At 74.2% G+C, this 17,425-nt stretch carries 16 protein-coding genes; 6 read left to right on the top strand and 10 right to left on the bottom strand.

Annotated features, from left to right (window positions below):
- Positions 1–350: 350 nt before the first annotated feature.
- The 4 genes from ACZ60B_RS29725 to zapE all read right to left on the bottom strand — a co-directional run bounded on the left by ACZ60B_RS29725 (position 351) and on the right by zapE (position 3,810).
- Positions 351–1,289 carry a slipin family protein gene (locus ACZ60B_RS29725; protein ID WP_469392267.1) on the bottom strand — a complete coding sequence of 313 codons (939 nt, stop codon included), beginning with the start codon at positions 1,287–1,289 and terminating at the stop codon, positions 351–353.
- Between the two features lie 120 nt (positions 1,290–1,409).
- Complete coding sequence (locus tag ACZ60B_RS29720; RefSeq protein ID WP_469392265.1) at positions 1,410–1,991, bottom strand: carbonic anhydrase; 582 nt, start codon at positions 1,989–1,991, stop codon at positions 1,410–1,412.
- A gap of 71 nt (positions 1,992–2,062) precedes the next feature.
- Positions 2,063–2,470 carry a hypothetical protein gene (locus ACZ60B_RS29715; RefSeq protein WP_469392263.1) on the bottom strand — a complete coding sequence of 136 codons (408 nt, stop codon included), beginning with the start codon at positions 2,468–2,470 and terminating at the stop codon, positions 2,063–2,065.
- 236 nt (positions 2,471–2,706) lie between these two features.
- Positions 2,707–3,810 (bottom strand): cell division protein ZapE, encoded by a 1,104-nt coding sequence (gene zapE / locus ACZ60B_RS29710; protein ID WP_469392261.1) that lies wholly within the window; start codon positions 3,808–3,810, stop codon positions 2,707–2,709.
- A gap of 37 nt (positions 3,811–3,847) precedes the next feature.
- Between zapE and ACZ60B_RS29705 the strand changes: the two genes are divergently transcribed.
- The 4 genes from ACZ60B_RS29705 to msrB all read left to right on the top strand — a co-directional run bounded on the left by ACZ60B_RS29705 (position 3,848) and on the right by msrB (position 7,350).
- Positions 3,848–4,789, top strand: a complete 942-nt coding sequence (locus ACZ60B_RS29705; protein ID WP_469392259.1) for a pyrimidine reductase family protein — start codon at positions 3,848–3,850, stop codon at positions 4,787–4,789.
- Between the two features lie 200 nt (positions 4,790–4,989).
- A complete protein-coding gene (locus ACZ60B_RS29700; protein ID WP_469392277.1) occupies positions 4,990–5,445 on the top strand; it encodes an indole-3-glycerol phosphate synthase in 456 nt (151 codons plus the stop codon).
- A 77-nt stretch (positions 5,446–5,522) separates the two neighbouring features.
- A complete protein-coding gene (gene murC, locus ACZ60B_RS29695; RefSeq protein WP_469392257.1) occupies positions 5,523–6,917 on the top strand; it encodes a UDP-N-acetylmuramate--L-alanine ligase in 1,395 nt (464 codons plus the stop codon).
- Positions 6,918–6,942: 25 nt separating this feature from the next.
- The gene (msrB, locus tag ACZ60B_RS29690; RefSeq protein WP_469392255.1) at positions 6,943–7,350 is read left to right on the top strand and encodes a peptide-methionine (R)-S-oxide reductase MsrB; all 408 of its coding nucleotides are present in this window, start codon (positions 6,943–6,945) and stop codon (positions 7,348–7,350) included.
- A gap of 100 nt (positions 7,351–7,450) precedes the next feature.
- Here the strand turns inward: msrB and ACZ60B_RS29685 are convergent, their stop codons facing one another.
- Complete coding sequence (locus tag ACZ60B_RS29685; protein ID WP_469392253.1) at positions 7,451–9,469, bottom strand: PE-PGRS family protein; 2,019 nt, start codon at positions 9,467–9,469, stop codon at positions 7,451–7,453.
- The gene (locus ACZ60B_RS29680; protein ID WP_469392251.1) at positions 9,466–9,612 is read right to left on the bottom strand and encodes a hypothetical protein; all 147 of its coding nucleotides are present in this window, start codon (positions 9,610–9,612) and stop codon (positions 9,466–9,468) included. The genes ACZ60B_RS29685 and ACZ60B_RS29680 overlap by 4 nt, the downstream gene beginning before the upstream one ends.
- Before the next feature lie 161 nt (positions 9,613–9,773).
- On the opposite strand from ACZ60B_RS29680, the gene ACZ60B_RS29675 reads away from it, so the two are divergent.
- The gene (locus ACZ60B_RS29675; RefSeq protein WP_469392249.1) at positions 9,774–10,712 is read left to right on the top strand and encodes a threonine/serine dehydratase; all 939 of its coding nucleotides are present in this window, start codon (positions 9,774–9,776) and stop codon (positions 10,710–10,712) included.
- Positions 10,713–10,760: 48 nt separating this feature from the next.
- Here the strand turns inward: ACZ60B_RS29675 and ACZ60B_RS29670 are convergent, their stop codons facing one another.
- On the bottom strand, positions 10,761–11,315 hold the full coding sequence (locus ACZ60B_RS29670) for a helix-turn-helix domain-containing protein (RefSeq protein WP_469392247.1): 555 nt from the start codon (positions 11,313–11,315) through the stop codon (positions 10,761–10,763).
- Between the two features lie 408 nt (positions 11,316–11,723).
- Between ACZ60B_RS29670 and ACZ60B_RS29665 the strand changes: the two genes are divergently transcribed.
- The gene (locus tag ACZ60B_RS29665; RefSeq protein WP_469392245.1) at positions 11,724–13,697 is read left to right on the top strand and encodes a glycoside hydrolase family 127 protein; all 1,974 of its coding nucleotides are present in this window, start codon (positions 11,724–11,726) and stop codon (positions 13,695–13,697) included.
- 19 nt (positions 13,698–13,716) lie between these two features.
- On the opposite strand, the gene ACZ60B_RS29660 is transcribed toward ACZ60B_RS29665, so the two are convergent.
- The 3 genes from ACZ60B_RS29660 to ACZ60B_RS29650 all read right to left on the bottom strand — a co-directional run bounded on the left by ACZ60B_RS29660 (position 13,717) and on the right by ACZ60B_RS29650 (position 17,302).
- Positions 13,717–14,814 (bottom strand): lysylphosphatidylglycerol synthase transmembrane domain-containing protein, encoded by a 1,098-nt coding sequence (locus ACZ60B_RS29660; protein ID WP_469392242.1) that lies wholly within the window; start codon positions 14,812–14,814, stop codon positions 13,717–13,719.
- 353 nt (positions 14,815–15,167) lie between these two features.
- Positions 15,168–16,607 carry a sensor histidine kinase gene (locus ACZ60B_RS29655; protein ID WP_469392274.1) on the bottom strand — a complete coding sequence of 480 codons (1,440 nt, stop codon included), beginning with the start codon at positions 16,605–16,607 and terminating at the stop codon, positions 15,168–15,170.
- Positions 16,608–16,612: 5 nt separating this feature from the next.
- Positions 16,613–17,302, bottom strand: coding sequence for a response regulator transcription factor (locus tag ACZ60B_RS29650; protein ID WP_469392240.1), 690 nt, complete (start codon positions 17,300–17,302; stop codon positions 16,613–16,615).
- Positions 17,303–17,425: the final 123 nt, after the last annotated feature.

Here is a 17,425-nt window from a genome sequence, read left to right as displayed (position 1 = left end):
GGGGTGCCTTTTTGCACGCGGGGGTCCCCCCGGCCGGGCCGGGGGGGGGGGGGGGGGGGCGGGCCCCCGGGGGGGGGGGGGGGGGGGGGGGGGGGGGCGGGGGCGCGCTGCGGGGCATGGGGCGCCTCGGGGGACCGCGGGGCCCGAGGGGTCTGTGGGGCGGGGGAGGCGCTGGGGCGGTCGGTGCCGCAGGCGGCGAGGCCGGCCAGTGCGGCGCCCAGGGCGCAGGCGGCGATGAGACGGCGTACCGATGTGATCATCGTACGAAGGTAGGGGCAGACGGCTGATTAGTGTGTCTATATGCCTGCGACTCGGTGTCGGAGTCACCCGGCCGGGTCTGGCCCGGCGGCTCACCGCTCGTCGGAGGGCGGAGGCGGCGGCGGTTCCTCCGGGGGCGACGCTCCCGACGGCGCAGCCCCGGCCGGCGGAGCGGTCGGCGGGGGTGGTTCCGGCAGCGCCGGTTCCGACGGCGACGGCGGCAGGGGTGGTTGCGGTTCCTGCGAGGAGGACGCCGTGGTGCCCGGAGGCTGTTGCTGGGCCTTCTCCAGGAAACGCAGCAGTTCCACGGGGAAGGGGAGCACGAGCGTGGAGTTCTTCTCGGCGGCGACCGCCACCACCGTCTGGAGCAGCCGCAGCTGAAGCGCGGCGGGCTGCTCGGACATCACCCCGGCGGCCTCCGCCAGCTTCTTGGACGCCTGGAGCTCGGCGTCCGCGTTGATGATCCGGGCCCGCCGCTCGCGGTCCGCCTCGGCCTGCCGGGCCATGGAGCGCTTCATCGACTCCGGCAGCGACACGTCCTTGATCTCCACCCGGTCGATCTGCACGCCCCAGCCGACGGCCGGGCTGTCGATCATCAGCTCAAGGCCCTGGTTGAGCTTCTCCCGGTTGGACAGCAGGTCGTCCAGGTCGCTCTTGCCGATGATGGACCGCAGCGAGGTCTGCGCCATCTGCGAGACGGCGAACCGGTAGTCCTCGACGTTGATGATCGCGGCCGCCGCGTCGACGACCTTGAAGTAGACGACCGCGTCGACCCGCACCGTGACGTTGTCGTGCGTGATGCCCTCCTGGGCCGGCACCGGCAGCGTCACGATCTGCATGTTGACCTTGCGGAGCCGGTCGACCGCCGGGACGACCATCGTGAACCCCGGCTCGCGCACCACCCGGACGGCCCGGCCGAGCCGGAAGACCACACCGCGCTCGTACTGCTTGACCACCCGCGCCGCCGCGGCGACGTACACCACGCCGGCGGCCCCGACCGCCGCGGCCGCCGCCAGCAGCTCCTCGAACATGTCGACCTCCCTCGGCAGAGGTCTGAAATGTCTGCTCCTGCAACGATATGCCCGATGTTCGGTCCGGGGCCACGTCCCGGATCCCGGACCGAACGCCGTCCGAGGCTCAGTGGTGGGCGCTCACAGCGCCTCGAAGGAGTCGGTGTCCGCGCGGTGCTCGCGCACGGCCCCGGTGTGCACCTCGTAGTACCAGCCGTGCAGCCGCAGCCGGCCGTCCGCCAGGCGCTTCTGGACGCACGGGTAGGAGCGCAGCCGCAGCAGCTGGGCCAGGACGTGGTGCTGCACGCCACCGGCGACGGTCGGGTCGTCCGGGTCCGCGGACGCGGGGTCGTCCGCGGCCTGCGCGAGCCAGTCGCGTACGGCGGGCACGGCGTCGAGGTCGTCGCCGCGCACCAGCGCGCCGACGGCGCCGCAGTGCGAGTGGCCGCAGACGACGACGTCCCGGACGCCGAGCACCTCCACGGCGTACTCGATGGTGGCCGCCTCGGCGGTGGGACGGCCGATGGTGTGCGGGGGCACGATGTTGCCCGCCGTGCGCAGCTCGAAGAGCTCGCCGGGGCGGGCGCCCGTGATCAGCGCCGGTACGACCCGGGAGTCGGAGCAGGTGATGAACAGGACCTGGGGGGACTGGCCGGCGGCGAGCGCGGCGAGCTGCTCGGGCCGCTGTCCGAACGTACGGGCGTTGTCGATGAGGGGCTGCATGGGGATCACTCCTCCTGGCGCGCGGGTGCGCGTCGGGCTTGCAGGACAGGGGGCGGACCGCTCTGCCGTGCTCAGCAGCGGAAGACCTGGAGCACCGCCGGCGAGTGCGCCGCCGGGGATCTCCAGGGGAGCCGGCCCGCGCCTTCGGCCCGGGGCGGGCGGGGCGCGGCCGCGGGGTCCCGGGCCGACGACGGGCGCTCGGGCTCCTGGGGCGCCGGGTCGGTGCGGGCTGCCAGGTGGTGCCGGTCGCGGGTGCGGAAGGGGTTGGCCGGACCCGCCTGCGGAGTGCGGTCGAGGGCGACGGCCGACTCGTCGCGCGGTGTCGTGCGGGTGAGGGTGGGACCGGACCCGGCGTCGGCCTCGCCGTGCCGGGTGGGGTGGGCGGGCGCGAAGGGTGCGGCGGGCGTGCACAGGGGCAGTGCGAGCAGGGCGGCGACCAGCAGCGACAGCACGGTGCGAGCCGTCGTACCTCGGAGCATGAGCGCCCTCCGCCGGTCCTCGTCTCTGGATCGGGCCAACAACTGGTCAATGACCGGTCAAGAGTACGTTAACCGGGCAAAGTCACCCAACCGGGCAAAGTCGCCGCGAGGCCGACTCCGCGCCGCGCCGCGAGGAGTGCGTGACCGGGCGGCGGCAGGGCCGGGGGGTGGCGGGGCGGGTCGTCCGGCCCGGACGATCCGCCCCGGGCCCGGGAACGGGAGATCGGTGCCGGCTGTCAGGACTCGACGAGCCGCTTGGCGTCGCGGGCCAGCGCGGTCAGCCGGGATATCGCCCGGAAGTACTTCTTGCGGTAGCCGCCGTTGAGCATCTCCTCGCTGAACAGCCGGTCGAAGGGCTGTCCGGAGGCCAGGACGGGCACCTCGCGGTCGTAGAGCCGGTCCGCGAGCACGACGAGCCGCAGGGCCGTCGACTGGTCCGGCACCGGGCTGACGTCGGTGAGGCACACCGCCCTCACCCCGTCGGTCAGCGCGCCGTACCGGCTGGGGTGGACGCGGGCCAGGTGGTCCAGCAGGTGCGGGAAGTCGTCGAGCGAAGCGCCGGCCGTCGCGTACGCGGCCTTCGTCACCTGTTCGTCGGAGTACGGCGCCGGCGCCTCGGGCAGACCGCGGTGGCGGTAGTCCTCGCCGTCGATGCGCAGCGGGCGGAAGCGGGCGGACAGGCCCTGGATCTCCCGCAGGAAGTCGGCGGCCGCGAACCGGCCCTCGCCGAGCTTGCCCGGCAGGGTGTTGGAGGTGGCGGCCAGCGCGACCCCGGCGTCGACCAGCTTGCCCAGCAGCGTCGAGACCAGGACCGTGTCGCCGGGGTCGTCCAGCTCGAACTCGTCGATGCACAGCAGCCGGTGTCCGGAGAGCGTCTGCACCGTCTGCTGGAAGCCGAGGGCGCCGACCAGGTTCGTCAGCTCGACGAAGGTGCCGAACGCCTTGAGCGCGGGCTCGGCCGGGGTGGCGTGCCACAGGGAGGCCAGCAGATGGGTCTTGCCGACGCCGTAACCGCCGTCGAGGTAGACCCCGCGCGGGCCGGCCGGGGTCTTGGGCGCCTTGGCCCTGCCGAATCCGAGGAACCCCCGTTTGGCGGTACCGGTGGAGTGCGCCCCGCCGAGTCCGGCGGCGAAGCCCTCCAGCACCCGCACGGCCTCGGTCTGGCTGGGCTGGTTCGGGTCCGGGATGTACGTGCTGAAGCGCACCGAGTCGAAGCGCGGCGGCGGCACCATCTCGGCGACCAGCCGGTCCGCGGGGACATGCGGGGCGCGGGCGCACAGGGACAGCGGGGCCGCGTCGGCTATGGAGCCGAGGCCGGGGGCGGGGGTGGAGGACGACACGGTTCACCACTCTAAGCTCCGTGCCAGACTGCACGGCATGCGACGCCTGTTCCCTGTGACCGACGAGACAGCGGCTCCCGCCTGCGACCAGGGGCGCGAGGCGCCCGCCGAGGGACCGGCCGGCGCCGAGCGCGAGTGGAGCCTCGACGAGCTGGCCGCCGCCTACGCCTATCCGGAGCGTACGCCCGCGCCCGGGACCGCGTCCGGCTCCGCGCTCGGCTCCGAGCCCGGCCCTGTGTCCGACTCTGTGGCCGGGGCCGCCTCCGGAGACCTGTCCGCGCCCGGGTCCGGGTCCAAAGACCTGTCCGCGGGCCCCCGGCCCTGGCTGCGCGCCAACATGGTCTCCACGCTCGACGGGGCCGCCCAGCACGACGGCCGCTCGCAGCCCATCTCCAGCGCCGCCGACATGCGGATCTTCGGCACGCTGCGGGCGCTGGCGGATGTGGTGCTGGTGGGTGCGGAAACGGTACGTCAGGAGGGGTACCGTCCGGCCCGCGCGCGTGCCGAGTTCGCGGCGCGGCGCGCGGCCGCCGGACAGGCCCCGGCGCCGGCCGTCGCGGTGGTCTCCGCCGGTCTGGACCTCGACTTCTCGCTCCCGCTGTTCACCGCGCCCCTGGTGCCCACCCTGATCCTCACCGGCGCCGCCGCGCCCCGGGACCGGATCGCGGCCGCGGAGAAGGCCGGTGCCCGGGTGCTGATCGCCGGTGACGGCCCCGGTGTGGAGCCGGCCCGGGCGGTGCGGGCGCTGGCCGGACTGGGCCACACCCGGCTGCTGACCGAGGGCGGCCCGCGGCTGCTGGGCCAGCTCGTGGCCGCCGGGGTCCTCGACGAGCTGTGCCTGACCGTCTCCCCGATGCTCACCGCCGGTGCCGCGCAGCGCATCGCGGGCGGGCCCCCGGTGGCCGTGCCGAGCCGCTTCGCGCTGGTGTCCCTGCTGGAGGAGGACGGGTTCCTGTTCAGCCGGTACCGGCGGGTTTGACCGCCATCGGTGCGGGTCTGACCGAAAACGACGGAATGCACCGTTCCGTTTAACTCCCGGCCGGGCACACTGAATCCGGCAGTACCCGTGCGATCACGGGGCAGGATGGTTTCCGCAGGGCTGTGCAAGGCCCCACGGAGGACAGAGGGCCCGCCGGGCCCTCGAAGGAGAAGAGGCGCCTGGTGTTCAGAAGCGTTCTGATGATCGAGAAGGCCCTGACGTCCGTCGACGTCGAGTTCGTGACCACGCTGCACGGCGAGGAGGCGGTCGTCTTCCACGTCCTGCTCCAGCCGCGCGGCGACCAGGCGGACCGCCTGCTGCGGGCCATCGACGACATCGCGCTCGGCGACCTCGACGACGCCGCCCGGGAGGGCGAGACGCCGGAGGGCGAGGCCGCGAAGGAGCCCGCGCAGCAGGCGCTCTCGGTGTCCCTGACGGCCCTGCGGGCGGCCGGCTGCGAGGCCGAGGGCCGGCTGGTCGAGGACCATCCGCTGGACGCCCTGAAGGTCCTGGTCGACGAGATCGGGGCCGACGAGGTGATCGTCCTGACCGATCCCCACTACGTGGAGGAGTTCTTCCACCGGGACTGGGCCTCCAGGGCCCGGCACAAGGTGGGGGTGCCGGTGCTGAAGCTGTTCTCGCACAGCAAGGCGTGAGAGGGGTACCCGTGGCGCCCTTTCGCCTGCCCTAGGCTTAGGGCTCACGTTCGCCGCACCACTCCAGGGAGACGCACATGGCCCCGGGCCTTCCTACCGCCATGGACCGACCGCACTTCATCGGCATCGGCGGCGCCGGGATGTCGGGCATCGCCAAGATCCTGGCCCGGCGCGGGGCGAAGGTGGCGGGCAGTGACGCCAAGGACTCCGAGACCGCGCAGGCGCTGCGGGCGCTGGGTGCGACCGTGCACATCGGACACGCCGCCGAGCACCTGGCCGACGACGCCAGCTGCGTGGTCGTCTCGTCGGCGATCCGCGCGGACAACCCGGAGCTGGCCCGTGCCGCGGCGCTGGGCATCCCCGTCGTCCACCGTTCGGACGCCCTCGCCCGGCTGATGGACGGCCTGCGGCCGATCGCCGTGGCGGGCACGCACGGCAAGACGACCACCACGTCGATGCTGGCGGTCTCCCTCTCCGAGCTGGGCCTGGACCCGTCGTACGCCATCGGCGGCGACCTGGACGCCCCCGGCTCCAACGCGGAGCACGGCGCGGGCGAGATCTTCGTCGCCGAGGCGGACGAATCGGACCGCAGCTTCCACAAGTACGCGCCCGAGGTCGCGATCATCCTCAACGTGGAGCTCGACCACCACGCCAACTACGCGTCGATGGAGGAGATCTACGAGTCCTTCGGGACGTTCGTCGACCGGATCGCCGAGGGCGGCACGCTGGTGGTCTCGGCCGACCACGAGGGCGCGCGGGAGCTGACCCGCCGGGTCGCCGCGGGTGACGTGCGGGTGGTGACGTACGGCGAGGCCGAGGACGCCGACGTGCGGATCCTGTCCGTGCTGCCCCAGGGCCTCAAGAGCCAGGTCACGGTGGAGCTGGAGGGCCAGGAGGTCACCTTCGCCGTCTCCGTCCCCGGCCGGCACTACGCGAGCAACGCGGTGGCCGCGCTGGCGGCGGGCGTCGCGCTGGGCGTTCCGGTGTCCGAGCTGGCCCCGGCGCTGGCCGCGTACACCGGCGTCAAGCGCCGGCTCCAGCTCAAGGGCGAGGCGGCCGGGGTCCAGGTCGTCGACTCCTACGCGCACCACCCCACCGAGATGACGGCCGACCTGGAGGCGATGCGCGCCGCCGTCGGCGACGCGCGCATCCTGGTGGTCTTCCAGCCCCACCTCTTCTCCCGGACCCAGGAGCTCGGCAAGGAGATGGGCCGGGCCCTGGCCCTGGCGGACGCCTCGGTCGTGCTCGACATCTACCCGGCCCGTGAGGACCCGATCCCGGGCGTCACCAGCGAACTGATCATCGAGGCCGCGCGGGCGGCCGGTGCGGACGTGACGACGGTGCACGACAAGGCCGAGGTGCCCGAGGTCGTCGCGGGAATGGCCGGACCCGGTGATCTCGTTCTCACCATGGGCGCGGGCGACGTGACGGACCTGGGCCCGCAGATCCTGGACCGCCTGTCGCGGGCCTGACCGAGAACCAGAGGGGCTGAGCTTCATGTCGTACGACGTCGAAAAGCCGGACGAGCAGTGGCGTGCGGAGCTGACCCCGGCCGAATACGCCGTGCTGCGCCAGGCCGCGACCGAGCCCGCCTTCACCGGTGAGTACACCGACACCAAGTCCAAGGGCGTCTACTCCTGCCGCGCGTGCGGTGCGGAGCTGTTCACCTCGGAGACGAAGTTCGAGTCGCACTGCGGCTGGCCCTCCTTCTTCGACCCGAAGGACACCGACGCGGTCGAGCTGATCGCGGACCGCTCGCACGGCATGGTGCGGACCGAGGTGCGCTGCGCCCGGTGCGGATCACACCTCGGCCACGTGTTCGAGGGTGAGGGTTATCCGACCCCCACCGATCAGCGGTACTGCATCAACAGCATCTCCCTGCGGCTGGAGCCGACCGAGAGCTGACCACAACCGGCCGACGCCGGACCGCCTGACGCCGGACCGCCTGACGCCCGCACGGAGAGTTCTGTGCGGGCGTCGTCGCGTTCACCTGGGCCGGACCCGCTCAGGCCGGTTCTGGGCGGCCGGTCGCCTCGGCGCTTCCCGCGGGCGACTCCTGATCCCGCTCGGCCATCCTCCGGATGACGCCGGGCGGGATCGCCGTGTTCTGGGCGGCGTCCTCGGCGGTGTGGTGGTCACGGAGGAGCGCGACCAGGACGCGGGCCGGGAGGCGGGGGCAGCGGGTGGCCGCCCAGCGGACCGAGCGGTCGGGGTCGTCGAGGAGGCGGACCGCGCCCAGGCTGCTCAGGCGTGGGTCGTCGGCGGCGCGGAAGCGGACCTCGCGATGCGGGTCGAGGGTGAAGCGTTCGACGAGTTCCGGGGTGGAGTCCGGGTCGTCCAGGGCTAGCTGGCGCAGACGGGGGTGGGGGTCGTCGGCGTGTCGCAGGAGGCCGGTGCGGGGGAAGCGGGGGTGCGTGCGCGGCCGGCCGGGGGAGGTGAGGCTGCCGTTCCACCAGTGCCAGACCTGGAGCAGCATCCAGGGCGGGGCGTCGTCGCAGGACTCGGCGAGGAAGAGGTGGACGACGCGGTCCTCGTCGTGGGCGAGCCGGTCGACGACGTCCGGCGGCAGGTGGCGGGCGCGGGCGACGGAGCGGCGGATCAGGGGGTGGGAGGAGGCGGAGAGACGGCGCATGGCGTCGGGGTCGTCGTGGAGGGCGTGGACCCAGGGGAGGGTGTCGTGGTGGACCGCGGGGTCGAAGTCGTAGGAGACGGCGGAGCGTCGGGCCTCGGTGAGGTCCGGGCGCAGGGCGATCGTGCCCCGGACGGACGGGTCGGGGTCTCCGGCCAGGACCTCGACCAGGGCCGGGGACAGGCGGGGGTTGTCGGCGAGGGCACGGCGCAGGGCGGCGTCCGGGTGCCGGGACAGGTGGTCGGCCAGGTCCGGTTCCAGCACGGAGCCGGTGACGACGCGGGTGGCGTCGCCGAGGTCGCCGCTCTCGAAGACGGCGAGGGGCACCGGGTGCTCACGGTGATGCAGCCGGCGGGCGGCGGCGCGGACGCCGGGGTCGGGGTCGGTGAGGAGCACGCGGCGCTCGTCGGCGTCGAGGTCCGGCCAGGCCGCGGGACAGGCGGACCGTCGGACCTGCGGCTCGGGATCGGTGAGGAGGGCGCGGGCCACGGTGACCGGCAGGCCCGTCAGGGAGGCGGCCTCGGCACGGACACGGGCGACGGGATCGGCGGCGAGACGCTCGTACGCGGCGGAGGTGAAGGTCGCGCGGTAGTCGACGGCGACGCTGACCAGGGCCCAGCGCCGACGGTCGTCCTCCTCGGCGAGGACGAGGCGGCTCCACTGGTTGGGCGTCAGCCGGTTGATCCCGGTGTCGACCAGGGCGCTGCGCACCTTCCAGTCCGGGTGGACGAGCAACCGGTCGATCAGGCCGGCGGGAAGGTCGCGGCCGTAGTACCTCCCGGTGCGTACGACGAGGTCGAGCCGCAGGTCGTCGGGCAGGGCGGCGTTGGACAGGAGCCCGGTCGCCCACCGCTCCCGTGTCCGCGGTGAAATCCGGAGCCCGTCGAACAGCCCGTCCCAGGCCGCTTCCCGCTCCTCCTCGCTCTCCTCCCGCGCCAGTTCCCGGGCCCGTCGTTCCTGGTGTGCGGGGACGTCGTCGACCACGACCAGCCAGATCTCGTGGTCCTCGGTGGTGACCCCGATCAGCGTCTTCCCGTCGGGGGAGAGCGTCATGAACTCCGGGCGGCCGGACTGATTCCGCAGGACCTCCGCGAGCCGCCACTCCTCTCCGAGCCGGACCCGGAACCAGCCGCCGTGTCCCGGCGTGACCAGGAAGCCGCCGTCCTCGCCGAACAGCCCGTGCGCGGTGGCCAGCCGGAACCACTCCGTGTCGGTGTCGGCGAACGGGTCGGTGGCGTCCAGTCGTACGACGGCGGTCGGTACCGCGTCTTCCGCCTCGATCGGCCGCAGCGCCGCCCGGACGGGGAGAGCGTCGGGGGCGGCGCCCCAGCCGCCCGCGTCCTCCAGTCCCGCCTCGGCGAGTATCGCGTCGGCCTTCTCCCGTGGAGTGGTCACGCTTTCGTCCCCCGCTCCCGGTCGCCCGTGCGAATGCCGTCGCCGCTGTCCACGGCGGGCCCGGTCGGGTGGCCGGTGAGCCGTTCGCGGCCGACGCCGAACCGGTCGGGCAGGGGGACGAGCCAGGGTGGCATGGTTTCCATGGCTGTGATCCTGGTCCGGCGAACCGTCCCGCGCACCTCTCCCACAAGCTGTTCAGTAAAGTGAACCGATTGCAGGATATGGTGAACGCCGGTGCGGGTGGACCGGCGAACCGCCGGCGCGGGGTGCCCGGACCGGACGGCCCGGACCCCGAGGAGAGACCGTGATCGACCGTGACGACGTCCGAGCCGCCGCCGAGCGCATCCGCGGGTATGTCCGGCGTACGCCGCTGCTGGACGTCTCCGACGGCCGCCGGGCGCTGCTGCTGAAGTGCGAGCAGCTCCAGCACACCGGGGTCTTCAAGGCGCGCGGCGCGTTCAACCGCGTGCTGGCCGCCCGGGAGCGGGGCGAGCTCGACCCGGACGTCGGCATCGTCGCCGCCTCCGGTGGCAACGCCGGGCTGGCGAACGCGTACGCCGCCTCGGTGCTCGGTGTGCCGGCGACGGTGTTCGTGCCGGAGACCGCGCCCGCCGTGAAGGTCGAGCGGCTGCTCGCCTACGGTGCGAAGGTCCGGCAGGTGGGCACCGAGTACGCGCAGGCCTACACCGCCGCGGTCGAGTTCGCCGCCGCCCGGGCCGCGCTGTTCTGCCACGCCTACGACCAGCCCGAGATCGCGGCCGGGGCCGGCACGATGGCCGAGGAGATACTGGCGGACGACCCGGCCGTCGACACGATCGTGCTCTCCGTCGGCGGCGGCGGGATGTACGCGGGGGTCGCCGCCTCCGCGGAAGGCCGGGCGCGGGTCGTCGCCGTCGAGCCCGCGGCGATCCCGACGCTCCACAGCGCGCTCGCGGCCGGCGCGCCGGTCGACGTGGCGGTCTCCGGGATCGCCGCCGACTCCCTGGGTGCGCGACGGGTGGGCGACATCGCCTTCGACCTCGCGCGCCGCACCCGTCCGACGAGCGTGCTCGTCGACGACCTCGCCATCGACCGGGCCCGCCGTCATCTCTGGTCCGCCTACCGCATCGCCGCGGAGCACGGCGCGGCCACGGCCGTCGCCGCGCTCACCTCCGGCGCCTACGTGCCCGAGGAGGGCGAACGGGTCGCCGTCATCGTCTGCGGCGCCAACACCGACCCGGCCACGCTCGCCGGACCGGAGTGAGTCCCCGGTTCTTCGGCGCCGGCGCCGCGCCGGGGCCGGTCGGCGGGCTCAGGAGACGATGAACACGGTCACGTCGGCCGGGTCGTCGGACGTCTCGTAGGTGTGCGGGCCGTCGCCGTCGAACGTCAGCAGATCGCCCGGACGCAGCGTGGCCTCCTCGCCCTCGGGGCCGGCCCGGAGCACACCGGACGCGACGAGCAGGTGCTCGACCGTGCCCGGCGCGTGCGGAACGCCCTCCAGCCGGGTGTGCGCGGGCATCCGCAGCCGCCAGATCTCCGTGCTGTGACCGGTGCTCACCCGGCGCAACAGCTCGCGGGTGATCTCGTCCCCGGCCGTGGGTGAACTCGGGAGCAGGGTCGTTCCCGCCCGTTCCGCGTCGCCCAGCAGGTCGGTCAGCGGGATCCGCAGGGCGAAGGCGAGCGCGTCGAGGGTGTCGATGGTCGGGTTGCCGTTGCCCGACTCGATGCTCGACAGCGACGCCTTGCTGATCTCGGCACGCCGGGCGAGCTCCGCCGCCGTCATGCCCCGCTGCTCCCGTCGGCGCCGAATCTGTGCCCCCACGTTCGCGCCCCGGCCGTGTGCGGGTCGTTCGGCTGGTGACATCGGGGCTCCGGATCGTGGCAGGGGGCACTGTGGCCTCAGCCTACGGTCGACCGGCCTCGCGTACGTATGCCCGGCCGCCCCCCCGTGTACGTACGCCCGGCCTCGCCTACGGTCGGCCGGCCTCGCGTACGTATGCCCGGCCGCCCCCGTGTACGTACGCCCGGCCTCGCGTTCGGCCGGGCGGCACGGGGCGGTGTGCACGTCCGGGGCCGAACCGGGGCCGACGTCCCTGTCGTGATCCGCGCCATCGCACGGCTCTTGACCCGCGTCACCCCGCTCGCCTCTACTTCGGTCCGGGAGAAAACGCTTTCCCCCTCATGTTCCACGCGCCTCCCGTCTCCCCGCCAGAACCCCAGAGCCCCGCCAGAGCCCCAGAGCCCCGCATCCCCTCCCACTTCCCGGAGAGCCATGCCCCGCACTCGCTCCGCCCCGCTCCCGACGGGTCCGGTCCGCCTCGGCCCCGACGCCCGTACCGCACTGCGGCCCGCCGTCGCCGAGGTGCGCTCCGGCTTCTGGCACACCCGCCGCGAGGTCAACGCGCGCACCTCGATCCCCCAGGGCCCCGGCCTGCTGGAGTCCGCCGGGAACCTGCACAACCTGCGGCTGGCGGCGCCCGCGCCCGCGCCGGAGGCGCTGTCGGACGCCGTGGTCCAGGGCGAGTTCCGGGGCGCGTACCCCTTCGTCGACACCGACGTCTACAAGTGGCTGGAGGCCGCCGCCTGGCAACTGGCCCAGGAGCCCGCCGCGGAGCTGGCGGCCCACACCGACCGGATCGTCGCGCTGGTCGCGGACGCCCAGCAGCCCGACGGCTACCTCAACACCTGGTTCCAGCTCCGCCAGGGCGGCGAGCGCTACCAGGACCTGCGCTGGGGGCACGAGCTGTACTGCGCGGGCCATCTGATCCAGGCGGCGGTGGCCCACCACCGCGCCACCGGACAGGACGAACTGCTCACCGTGGCACGCCGGTTCGCCGACCATCTGGACGCCACCTTCGGTCCGCCCGGCAGCGGCCGGCCGATCGACGGCGTCGACGGCCACCCCGAGGTGGAGACCGCCCTGGTCGAGCTGTACCGGGAGACCGGCGAACGCCGCTACCTCGACCTTGCCGGCTACTTCGTCGACCGCTACGGCCACGGCCTGCTCGGCGGCGAGGCCTACTGCCAGGACCGGGTGCCGCTGCGCGAGGCGACCGACGTCGAGGGACACGCCGTACGCCAGCTCTATCTGCTGGCCGGGGCGACGGACCTGGCCACCGAGACCGGCGACGCCGGACTGCGCGCCGCCGCCGAGCGGCTGTGGCGGTCGATGACCGCCACCAAGACGCACCTCACCGGCGGGCTGGGCGCCCGCCACGACGAGGAGGCCTTCGGCGATCCCTTCGAACTGCCCGGCGAACGCGCCTACTGCGAGACGTGCGCCGCCGTCGCCTCCGTCCAGTGGAGCTGGCGCCTGGCCCTGCTCACCGGCGAGAGCCGCTACGGCGACCTGATCGAACGCACCCTCTACAACGGCTTCCTGGCGGGTGTCTCACTGGACGGCGAGAGCTGGCTGTACGTCAACCCGCTCCAGGTCCGCGACGGGCACACCGACCTCGGCGGCGACCGTTCGGCCCGCCGCACCCGTTGGTTCCGCTGCGCGTGCTGCCCGCCGAACGCGATGAGGCTCCTCGCGTCCCTCGGGCACTACCTCGCGTCCGGCGACGCGGACGGCCTCCAGATCCACCAGTACGTCACCGGCCGCTACCGCGGCGACCTCGACGGCACGCCCGTCACCGTGGCCGCCGAGACCGACTACCCCTGGCACGGCGTGATCTCCCTGACGGTGGAGGAGACTCCGCGGGACCGGCCCTGGACCCTGTCGCTGCGCATCCCGCAGTGGTGCCGCGAGTACCGCGTGCGGCACGGGTCCCGGACGTACGACCGCACGGACGCCCCGGTCGCGGACGGCTGGCTGCGACTGGCCGGGACGTGGGCCCCGGGCGACCGGGTCGTCCTCGAACTCGGTCTCGAACCCCGCCTCACCGCGGCCGATCCGCGGGTGGACGCCGTACGCGGCTGCGTCGCGGTGGAACGCGGACCGCTCGTGTACTGCCTGGAGCAGGTGGACCACCCCGGGGGCGGCCTGGACGACATCGTCCTCGACCCGACCCGTCCGCTCGCCGTGAAGCACCGCCCCGACCTGCTCGGCGGCGTCACCACGGTGCTGGCCGCCGGACACCGCAGGCCGCTCCCGGACGCCGGCTGGTGGCCGTACCGCCCCGCCGGGGCGGAGCCCGGCCCCCGGCGCCCGGCGGGCGACCCCGTCGAGCTGACCGCGATCCCGTACTACGCCTGGGCCAACCGGCGGGACGGCGGCATGCGAGTCTGGCTGCCGACCTCCTGAACCGGCCCCCGCCCGGGGCTCACAGCACCTTGCGCTGCACGAGCGCCGAGAGCACCAGCGCGCCCGGGACCAGCGGCACCCACACCGTCAGGACGCGGTAGCCGATGACGGTCGCCGTGGCCAGGCCCAGCGGCGCGCCGAACGCGGTCATGGCCAGTACCGTCGCCGCGTCCACGGGCCCGATGCCGCCGGGCGCCGGTACGGCTCCGACCGCGGTGCCCGCCGCCAGGAACGCGAACACCACCTGGGCCCAGGACAGGGGCAGCCCCAGCGAGGCGCCGACCGAGGCGACCACGCACCCCTGGAGCACCGGAGTGGCGGCCGAGCCGCCCCACAGGGCCAGCACCCGGCTGGGCCGGGTGTGCAGCACGCGCGCGTCGGACAGCGCGGTACGCACGAGTACGAGGGCCGGCCGGCGCAGCGGACGCACCACGGTCACGAGCAGCGCGGCCACCGCCGGACCGGCCACCAGGCACACCGTGATCAGCAGCAGTGTCCCGTGGTCCGGGACCAGCGCGCCGAGCTCCAGCATGTCCGGGAAGGCCAGCACGAACACGAGCAGGACCGGGATCTTCGCGATCGGCTTGACCAGCGAGTACAGCGCGATCGAGGCGGTCGCCCGGGCGAGGGGGATGCCCTGGCCCTGGTAGAAGCGCAGGGTGACGGCGTGCGCGCCGACGCTGGCCGGGAGCACGTGGTTGGCGGCTCCGGCGGCGAACTGGGAGGCGATCAGCAGCCCCGTCGGCAGCCGGTCCGGGATGGAGCCCTGCCGTACGACGGCGGCGGCCACCCAGCCCAGGCAGGTGAGGAGGACGGCGAGCAGCAGCCACCAGGGGTCGGCCGAGGCCAGCCGGGCGGTACCGCCGCGCACGGAGGGCCAGTCGACCGCCGCCCACACCCCGATCAGCAGGACGGGAAGCAGGACCGCCGCCCGGTGGAGCAGTCTGGCGGCCGCCGGGGAGCGGAGGGGGGACGCGGGGAGCGGGGGAGGTGCGGGTGAGGCGCCGGGTGCGGGAGGGGAGAGCGCGGTGGCGGGCGGAGTGCAGGAGGAAGCGGCGGGGGCGGAAGCGGGGGCGGGGAGCGGCCCCCGGGAGTCGTCGAGCGGCAGGAGGGACACGACGGCAACGTCCCCGCCCGGTGTGACGCAAGGGTGTCCGGGAACCGACGGAGCGTGGGCGAGCGGACGTCGCGGCCGCGGCGGCACCGCGGCGGACCCGGCACCGCGGCGGACCCGGCCAGGCGGGCGGACCCGCCAGGCGGGCGGACCCGGCCCACACGTCCGTGTCCCCGAAGCGCCGCGCGCCCCGCGGAAGCGGCCTCACGGCCCTGCTGGGCTCCAGCGGCGCCGTGTCGGTCTCGGCGGTCCGGTCGGTGAGGGGGATTCGACGGCCGCGTCGCGCCCGCAGTGATCAGCACCTTGCGGCCGGCACCGCACGCCAAGCCCCGGGCCCCGGAGCCCCCGCGCCCGGGTCAGCCGCCGCCGGGCGCGAGCGGGAGGGCGACCGTGAACACGGTGGCGCCGGGGTCGTCGCCCAGTTCGATGGTGCCGCCGTGCGCGCGCACCAGCGATCCGGCGACCGACAGGCCCAGGCCGCTGCCGCCGCGGTCCCGGCTGCGGGCCTTGTCGACCCGGTAGAAGCGGTCGAACACCCGGTCGCGGTCGGCGGCCGGTATCCCGGGGCCGGTGTCCGTGATCCGTACGACCGCCCGGTCGGCGGTGACGTGGAGGACGAGGGACACCGGAGTGCCGTCCGGGGTGTGCACGGCGGCGTTGGTGAGCAGGTTGTCCAGCACCTGCCGGACCCGCTGCGGGTCCAGCCGCAGCCACACCGGCGCCGGCCCGGCCGTCACGGTCAGCGGATGCTCCGGGTGGCTCGCGCGGAACGCGTCGGCCGCGTCCCCGACCAGCTCCACCAGATCGGCGTCCCGCATCCGCAGCGGCGTCTCCACCTCCTCGGCGTCCAGCCGCGCGAGCAGCAGCAGGTCGTCCAGCAGGAAACCCATCCGGGCGGCCTCGGCGCGCAGCCGGGCCAGATGCCGGTCCCGTTCCTCGGGGGCGTTGGCGGCCGCGTACTGGAAGAGGTCCGCGTAGCCCCGTACCGACATCAGCGGGGTGCGCAGCTCGTGCGAGGCGTCCGCGACGAAGCGGCGCAGCCGCTGCTCGGCCTGCGCGCGCACCGCGAGGGAGGCGTCGATGTGCTCCAGCATCGTGTTGAACGCGACGCGCAGCTCCTCCACCTCGGGGCCGCCGCCCGGGGCGTCCGCGCGCAGCGGCAGCCGGGCCGCCGACCCGGTCAGGTTGTGCGAGGCGATGCCGTGCGCGGTGTGCGCCATCTCGCTCAGCGGCCGCAGCCCGCGCCGCAGCAGCGCCCGCCCGGCCACCACCAGCGTGAGCAGGGCCAGGGCGAACGCCACGACCTGCACGGTGATCAGCTGGCGCACGGTGGCGTCGATGCCGGCCGTGGGCGCGGCCGTGACCAGGACCACCCCCGGCTGCACCGCGCAGGCCCGCAGCCGGTAGGTGCCCGCCCCGTCGATCATCACGGTGCGCTGGATCTCGTGCCGGGTGCTCGCCCTGAGCTCGGCCAGGGCGGTCAGCGCGCGGCTGTCGGACGGCACCTCGGCCGGGGTGCGCAGCACCGCCGAGGTCCCCGTCACGTCGTACACCGCCGTGTACCAGCCGTAGTACGGCTGGCGGGTCACCGTGCCGTGCGCGGCGGCGTCCTTGGACTGCACGACCTGGACCAGCTTCAGCTGCGCGGTGAGCTGGTGGTCCAGGTACTCGCGCATGTACATGGTCAGCGCGGTGCCGACGACGGCGAACACGCCCAGCGACAGCGCGCCCAGGCCGAGCGCCAGCCGGGTGCCCAGGCGCAGCCTGCGATAGGTGTGCCGGAACCGTCCGAGCACCGTGCTCACTGCGTCGCCTGCCGGACCACGTACCCGAACCCGCGCACGGTGTGGATCAGCGGATCGCCCGTGGCGTCCAGCTTGCGGCGCAGCCGGCTGACCACCAGCTCCACGACGTTGGAGCGGCCGCCGAAGCCGTACTCCCACACGTGGTCGAGGATCTGCGCCTTGGTCAGGACGGTCGGCGACCTGCGCATCAGATAGCGCAGCACCTCGTACTCGGTGGGCGTCAGGGTCAGCAGCAGGCCGTCGCGCCGCACCTCACGCGTGTCCTCGTCCATCGTCAGGTCCGCCACCCGCAGCACCGACCGCCGGAACCCGGGCCCGGTGCTGCGCCGCAGCACGGTCCGCAGCCGGGCCATCAGCTCCTCCACCGCGAACGGTTTGACCAGGTAGTCGTCGCCGCCCCGGGTCAGTCCCGCCACCCGGTCGGCCACCGTGTCGCGGGCGGTGAGGAACACCACCGGCACCATCGTCCCGGAGCCGCGCAGCCGGTCCAGGACGCCGAAGCCGTCCACGTCGGGCAGCATCAGGTCGAGCACCACGATGTCCGGATGGAACTCGGCGGCCCGGCGCAGCGCCTCCTCGCCCGAGTGCGCGGTGACCGCCTCCCAGCCCTCGTAGCGCGCGACCGTCGCCACCAGGTCGGCGATCGGCGGGTCGTCGTCCACGACGAGAAGTCGTACCTTTTCCACCCGCTCATAGTGCTTCCCCCGGTCCCGGCCACCGGGGCGGGGGCACCGCCGAGACCACTTCGATAACCACTTGAAAGATGAACGACAGCAAAATGACAGCTCCGCGCGGACAAGCTCGGAAGC

The organism is Streptomyces sp. NPDC104096 (assembly GCF_055584385.1).
This window is presented reverse-complemented; position numbering and strand designations above follow the sequence as displayed.